Origin of the sequence: Acetobacter pasteurianus subsp. pasteurianus LMG 1262 = NBRC 106471, assembly GCF_000285275.1 — a bacterium.
GTDB classification, from domain to species: Bacteria; Pseudomonadota; Alphaproteobacteria; order Acetobacterales; family Acetobacteraceae; genus Acetobacter; species Acetobacter pasteurianus.
Map to the genome: position 1 here is coordinate 1 of NZ_CADO01000066.1, position 5,149 is coordinate 5,149.

General features: G+C 60.5%; 7 protein-coding genes and 1 pseudogene. 2 read left to right on the top strand and 6 right to left on the bottom strand.

The genetic code is table 11. From position 1 onward, the window contains the following. Positions 1-44 precede the first annotated feature (44 nt). The 6 genes and pseudogenes from APA10_RS14625 to APA10_RS09620 all read right to left on the bottom strand — a co-directional run. Positions 45-239: pseudogene (locus APA10_RS14625) on the bottom strand (NAD(P)-binding protein); the annotation flags it as partial. 8 nt (positions 240-247) lie between these two features. Then, positions 248-946 carry an arsenical resistance protein ArsH gene (gene arsH / locus APA10_RS09600; protein ID WP_035366636.1) on the bottom strand — a complete coding sequence of 233 codons (699 nt, stop codon included), beginning with the start codon at positions 944-946 and terminating at the stop codon, positions 248-250. Positions 947-969: 23 nt separating this feature from the next. Beyond that, the gene (locus tag APA10_RS09605; protein WP_003631075.1) at positions 970-2,265 is read right to left on the bottom strand and encodes an arsenic transporter; all 1,296 of its coding nucleotides are present in this window, start codon (positions 2,263-2,265) and stop codon (positions 970-972) included. Continuing rightward, complete coding sequence (arsC, locus tag APA10_RS09610; RefSeq protein ID WP_003631074.1) at positions 2,265-2,687, bottom strand: arsenate reductase (glutaredoxin); 423 nt, start codon at positions 2,685-2,687, stop codon at positions 2,265-2,267. Before arsC ends, APA10_RS09605 begins: the two co-directional genes overlap by 1 nt. Then, positions 2,684-3,037: an ArsR/SmtB family transcription factor gene (locus tag APA10_RS14630; RefSeq protein ID WP_080587148.1), complete on the bottom strand. Its 354-nt coding sequence runs from the start codon at positions 3,035-3,037 to the stop codon at positions 2,684-2,686. Before APA10_RS14630 ends, arsC begins: the two co-directional genes overlap by 4 nt. 77 nt (positions 3,038-3,114) lie before the next feature. Then, positions 3,115-3,810 (bottom strand): VIT1/CCC1 transporter family protein, encoded by a 696-nt coding sequence (locus tag APA10_RS09620; protein ID WP_035366633.1) that lies wholly within the window; start codon positions 3,808-3,810, stop codon positions 3,115-3,117. A gap of 196 nt (positions 3,811-4,006) precedes the next feature. On the opposite strand from APA10_RS09620, the gene APA10_RS09625 reads away from it, so the two are divergent. Together APA10_RS09625 and APA10_RS09630 are read left to right on the top strand one after the other, a co-directional pair. Next, complete coding sequence (locus APA10_RS09625; RefSeq protein WP_035366635.1) at positions 4,007-4,576, top strand: cytochrome b; 570 nt, start codon at positions 4,007-4,009, stop codon at positions 4,574-4,576. Between the two features lie 163 nt (positions 4,577-4,739). Further along, positions 4,740-5,147 carry a chromate transporter gene (locus APA10_RS09630; RefSeq protein WP_035367598.1) on the top strand — a complete coding sequence of 136 codons (408 nt, stop codon included), beginning with the start codon at positions 4,740-4,742 and terminating at the stop codon, positions 5,145-5,147. The last annotated feature ends 2 nt before the right edge of the window (positions 5,148-5,149 follow it).

Here is a 5,149-nt window from a genome sequence, read left to right on the forward strand (position 1 = left end):
CATTAGCCGCTTAAATCAGATAAAAAACGTCTCCACAAAACCCGGGGCAATTCAGGCAGCGAACTGTAGGACGCGGGTGAAAACAGATGCAGGGAGTCCCAGCCATGCACCCATGCACCACCCGCCTGCGTCCCGTTATCAAGAATGACGTAACGCAGTCCGGTCCGTCGTAGAAAATACGACGCGGCGAGGGCCGCCTGACCGCCTCCCACGATCACAACATCGAACTGTTCCGCCATTGCCCGGCTCACAGACTTTCCGGGAGACGGAATTCCGCCTTGCGTTCGCTGTAGCGATCAACGAGGTAGTCGGCCCGGTCGCGCAGCAGCCATGTGAACTTCATCAGCTCCTCCATGACATCTACCATCCGGTCATAGAGGGGGGATGGCTTCATCCGGTCATCGTCACCGAACTGGGTATAGGCCATCGGCACGCTGGACTGATTGGGGACGGTGAACATCCGCATCCACCGGCCCAGCACCCGTAGGGCATTGACGGAATTGAAGCTCTGCGATCCGCCCGAAACCTGCATGACCGCCAGCGTGCGGCCCTGCGTCGGGCGGATCGAGCCTTCGGTCAGGGGCAACCAGTCGATCTGGTTCTTGAACACGGCAGTGATGTTGCCGTGCCGTTCGGGGCTGCACCAGACCTGGCCTTCAGACCAGATCGAGAGTTCCCGCAGTTCCCGCACCTTCGAATGACTTGCGGGCACGGAATCCGCTACCGGCAGGCCGGTCGGGTCGAACACCCGTGTCTCGGCCCCCAGCACCTTCAGGATGCGTTCTGCCTCAAGCACCAGCAACCGGCTGAAGGATCGGGGGCGTAAAGAGCCATAGAGCAGAAGGATACGCGGCGGATGGTCCACACGCGGTTGCGGTTCCAGCCGCGCGAGATCGATCTGTTCAAGATATTCGGGGTGAAGGGCCGGCAAGTCAGGTTCAGTCATTGTGATATCGGTCCATTCATGCATTACGGCTGGCTGATTAGAGGCAGCCACAGGGCCAGCGCCAGGAGTGTGACCAGCAGGACGGGAGGTGTGATCACCAGACCCACCTTCATATATTGCCCCCACGTGACCCGATGGTTCCTGGACGCCAGCACATGCAGCCAGAGCAGTGTCGCGAGACTGCCGATCGGCGTGAATTTCGGCCCGAGGTCGCAGCCGATGATGTTGGCATAGACCATCAGGTCGCGTGTCAGCGGCGTGATGTCGTGCGCCTGCTGGATCGCCAGTGCCCCGACCAGCACACTCGGCATATTGTTCATGATGGACGACAGAACAGCCGCCAGAAAGCCGGCGCCGATGGTGGCGATGAACGGCCCCTGATGGCCAAGCCAGACCAGTGCGGCCGCAAGGTAGTCGGTCAGCCCGGCATTGCGCAGGCCATACACCACCAGATACATGCCCAGCGAGAAGATCACGATCTGCCATGGTGCGCCCATCAGCACCTTGCGAACAGGGATCACCCGGCCATATCCGGCGACGAGCAACAGGGTTCCGGCGGCCAGACAGGCTACAACACAGACCGGGATATGAAACGGCGCTGTCAGGAAATAGGCCGCCAGAACGAGGACCAGCAGCGGAAATGCCGCCCGAAATACATGGTGGTCACGAATTGCCGCAGCGGGTGCTGGCAGTTCGGCGACGGGATAGGTCGCAGGCACCTGCCGCCGGTACCACAGCCAAAGCACAGCCAGCGTCGCGCCCAGCGCCACCAGATCGACGGGGACCATGATCGCGGCATAGCGATCAAACGCAATGCCAAAGAAATTGGCGCTGACGATGTTCACCAGGTTGGAAATGACAAGCGGCAGGCTGGTGGTATCCGCGACGAACCCAGTGGCGATAATAAAGGCCAGCGCCGCGCCATGGCTCAGGCGCAGTTGCGTCAGGATAGCGATGACAATGGGCGTCAGCAGCAGCGCCGCGCCGTCATTGGCGAAAACCGCTGCAATGGCCGCTCCCAGCACCACGATCAGCGGGAATAGCGTCCGGCCTCGCCCTTTGCCCCAGCGCACCACATGCAGGGCGGCCCAATGGAAGAACCCTGCCTCATCCAGCAACAGCGAGATGACGATCAGCGCGATAAAGGTGAAGGTCGCGTCCCAGACGATGTGCCAGACGACAGGAATGTCATGCCAGTGGATCACGCCAGCCGCCAAGGCCACGGCGGCACCTGCCATTGCGCTCCAGCCGATGCCCAGCCCCCGAGGCTGCCAGATGACAAAAACCAGCGTGACAACGAAAAGCAGAAGAGCCAGCATCAGGAGATCCGCTTTCCGGATTCATCGACGATCTTCTCGCCGCCCTCTTTGACGAAAGCGCCCCGCTGCGGGTTGGGCAGGATTTCCAGAGCCGCCTCGGACGGACGGCAGAGCGCAACACCGAGGGGGGTGACGACGATCGGCCGGTTCATCAGGATCGGGTGTGCGATCATGGCGTCGATCAGCGTATCGTCCGTCAGGGTCGGATTATCGAGGCCGAGCTCGTGAAAGGGCGTGCCCTTTTCCCGCAGGACCGAGCGCACCGGAAGCCCCATACGGGCGATCAGATCGACCAGTTCGGCCCGGCTCGGCGGCGTTTTCAGATATTCGATGATCCGGGGCTCCTCGCCACTGTTGCGGATCAGTGCCAGCACGTTGCGCGAGGTGCCGCAGGCCGGGTTGTGGTAGATCGTGATGGTCATGGGCAGGATTCCCGGGATGGGCAGCAGGAGGACAGGTTCGCGACCAGGGGCGCGCAGAGTTCGGGGCTGCCCGCACAGCAGTCTCTTACGAGGAAGAGCATCAGGTCGCGCAAGCGCGGAAGGCGCGCACGATAGACGATCAGCCGGCTGTGGCGCTGCGAGGTCAGCAGGCCGGCACGGGTCAGGGTGGCAAGATGGGCCGAGATCGTGTTCTGCGGGACATCGAGATGCCGCGCGACGTCTCCGGCGGGCAGCCCGTCCGGTTCGTGGCCCACCAGCAGGCGGAAGATCTCCAGCCGCGTGGACTGGGACAGCGCGTTGAGGGCCGAGAGTGCGGATTCTGTATCCATAAATCGACGATCACGGATATATGGGATGAAGTCAAGACTACCTAGGACATGCCTCGTTCAGAGCTTGGAACGCGGCTTCACACGCCGGACAGGCGGCCGATCCCGCCCGTGACGATCATTGCCACAATACCCCAGAACGTCACACGCAGTGCTGGGCGCAGAGGCGCTGCGCCGCCGGCAATCGCGCCAACGACCCCCAGAACAGCGAGAACCACGACGGACGTCAGGGACACGCCCCAGGACACCCACGCCCCGGGCGTCAGAACCGCCGCCAGCACAGGCAGTAGTGCTCCGGATGAAAAGGCGGTTGCCGAGGCGAATGCCGCCTGTATGGGTCGTGCCGCTGTGGCCTCGGACAGACCCAGTTCATCCCTTGCATGGGCACCGAGCGCATCATGCTTCATGAGGGCAACGGCGACCTTGCGCGAGAGGTCTTTATCCAGCCCTCTCTTCTGATAAATCCCGGCCAGTTCGGTGACTTCGCCCTCCCAGTCCGTGACCAGTTCCTGTTTCTCGCGGGCGATGTCGGCGTGTTCGGAATCGGCCTGGGAACTGACCGAGACATACTCGCCCGCCGCCATGGACAGGGCGCCCGCGACAAGCGCGGACAGTCCCGCGACGAGAATGCTGCCGCGTGTCGCATGAGAACTGGCAACGCCGACGATGAGGCTGCCGGTCGACAGCGTTCCGTCATTGGCGCCGAGAACAGCCGCACGCAGCCATCCCAGTTTCTCGACGGCATGACGTTCGGCCAAAGGATGGAGACGCGACATAAGATGACCTGCTGCTTCTGGTGAATACAAATAAAGGTTAAGATGCATCATTTGCCGCGACAACAGATATTTCATTCTGATATTGCGAGTTATTTTCAATATTATTTATGTTTTAGGAAAATCTGTTCTGTTCAGAATCCTGTCAGGTAAGCATGATACGGAAGTGGATTCAGGGTTCTTTTTTGCCGAGACGTATATGCCTTATTCAACGCCGGACATCACAGATAGCCTGCTGCGTTACGACAGGCCGACGATCATCCTTCACTGGATGACGGCCTTTCTGGTGCTGCTTCAGTTTGCTCTTGGCGAAACCTGGAACTGGCCAACAAAACCCGTCCATCATCTGATGGTGGTCGCGCATCTGACAGCCGGCATCCTGCTGACCGCAATTATGGTGTTCCGCATTGTCTGGCGTCTGACGAAAGGCCGGCATCTGTCGGACCTTCTCGTGCCTGTGGACCGGGTATTCGCCCTTGGAGCAGAGTACACGCTCTATGTGCTGCTTCTGGCGGAAATCTTGCTGGGCTATCTCTGGCGATGGGGTGCCGGGCAGACGATGAGTTTTTTCGGCCTCCTGATCCCATCCCCGTTTGCACGGTTCCCGGCGGAAACCGTGACGTGGCTTCACACGCTGCATGAGTGGAACGCCTGGCTGATCATGGGCTTTGCGACAGGCCATGGCGCGGCGGCGCTTTTTCATCAGTTCGTCCTGAAGGACAAAGTTCTCGGGCGCATGTTGCCGCAGTGTTTCTTGCTCCGTCAGTGAGGCGGTCAGTATCCTGTCTGATTGTATGACTGGGCACACCGTGATGCTGGGCCGCCAACAAGCCAGAAGTGATGATTTTTTGTTGTCATCAGCAGCTCCACATGAATGCCGGTTCATGGGAATTGTCTCCTGTCGAACGGGAAAATAAGAAAGTATCGACCCAATGACGATCGTGCCGCGTGGCGTGGGACCAGAAAGACCGGGGTCGGCTCTTGAGGTGCTCCTCATCTTTCTCAGGCTGGGCGTCACCTGCTTCGGCGGGCCGATCGCGCATATCGGGTATTTCCGGGACGAATTCGTCGTCCGACGCCGGTGGCTCAATGAGCGCGCCTATGCCGATCTCGTCGGGCTGTGTCAGTTCCTGCCCGGTCCCGCGAGCAGCCAGGTGGGATTTTCCATTGGCCTGATGCGGGCCGGTTATGCAGGCGGTTTTGCGGCGTGGGCGGGGTTCACCCTGCCTTCGGCACTTATACTGGTCCTCTTCGCCTATGGCGCGAACGCGCTTGCCGGCCCGACTGGTGAATTGCCCCGGGTTTTGTGGAGACGTTTTTTATCTGATTTAAGCGGCTAATG

Excerpts from the sequence above, each read along its gene's own strand:
- APA10_RS09605 (WP_003631075.1), bottom strand. The coding sequence starts at position 2,265 with ATGCTGGCTCTTCTGCTTTTCGTTGTCACGCTGGTTTTTGTCATCTGG.
- APA10_RS14630 (WP_080587148.1), bottom strand. The coding sequence starts at position 3,037 with ATGGATACAGAATCCGCACTCTCGGCCCTCAACGCGCTGTCCCAGTCC.
- APA10_RS09630 (WP_035367598.1), top strand. The coding sequence starts at position 4,740 with ATGACGATCGTGCCGCGTGGCGTGGGACCAGAAAGACCGGGGTCGGCT.
- arsC (WP_003631074.1), bottom strand. The coding sequence starts at position 2,687 with ATGACCATCACGATCTACCACAACCCGGCCTGCGGCACCTCGCGCAAC.
- arsH (WP_035366636.1), bottom strand. The coding sequence starts at position 946 with ATGACTGAACCTGACTTGCCGGCCCTTCACCCCGAATATCTTGAACAG.
- APA10_RS09625 (WP_035366635.1), top strand. The coding sequence starts at position 4,007 with ATGCCTTATTCAACGCCGGACATCACAGATAGCCTGCTGCGTTACGAC.
- APA10_RS09620 (WP_035366633.1), bottom strand. The coding sequence starts at position 3,810 with ATGTCGCGTCTCCATCCTTTGGCCGAACGTCATGCCGTCGAGAAACTG.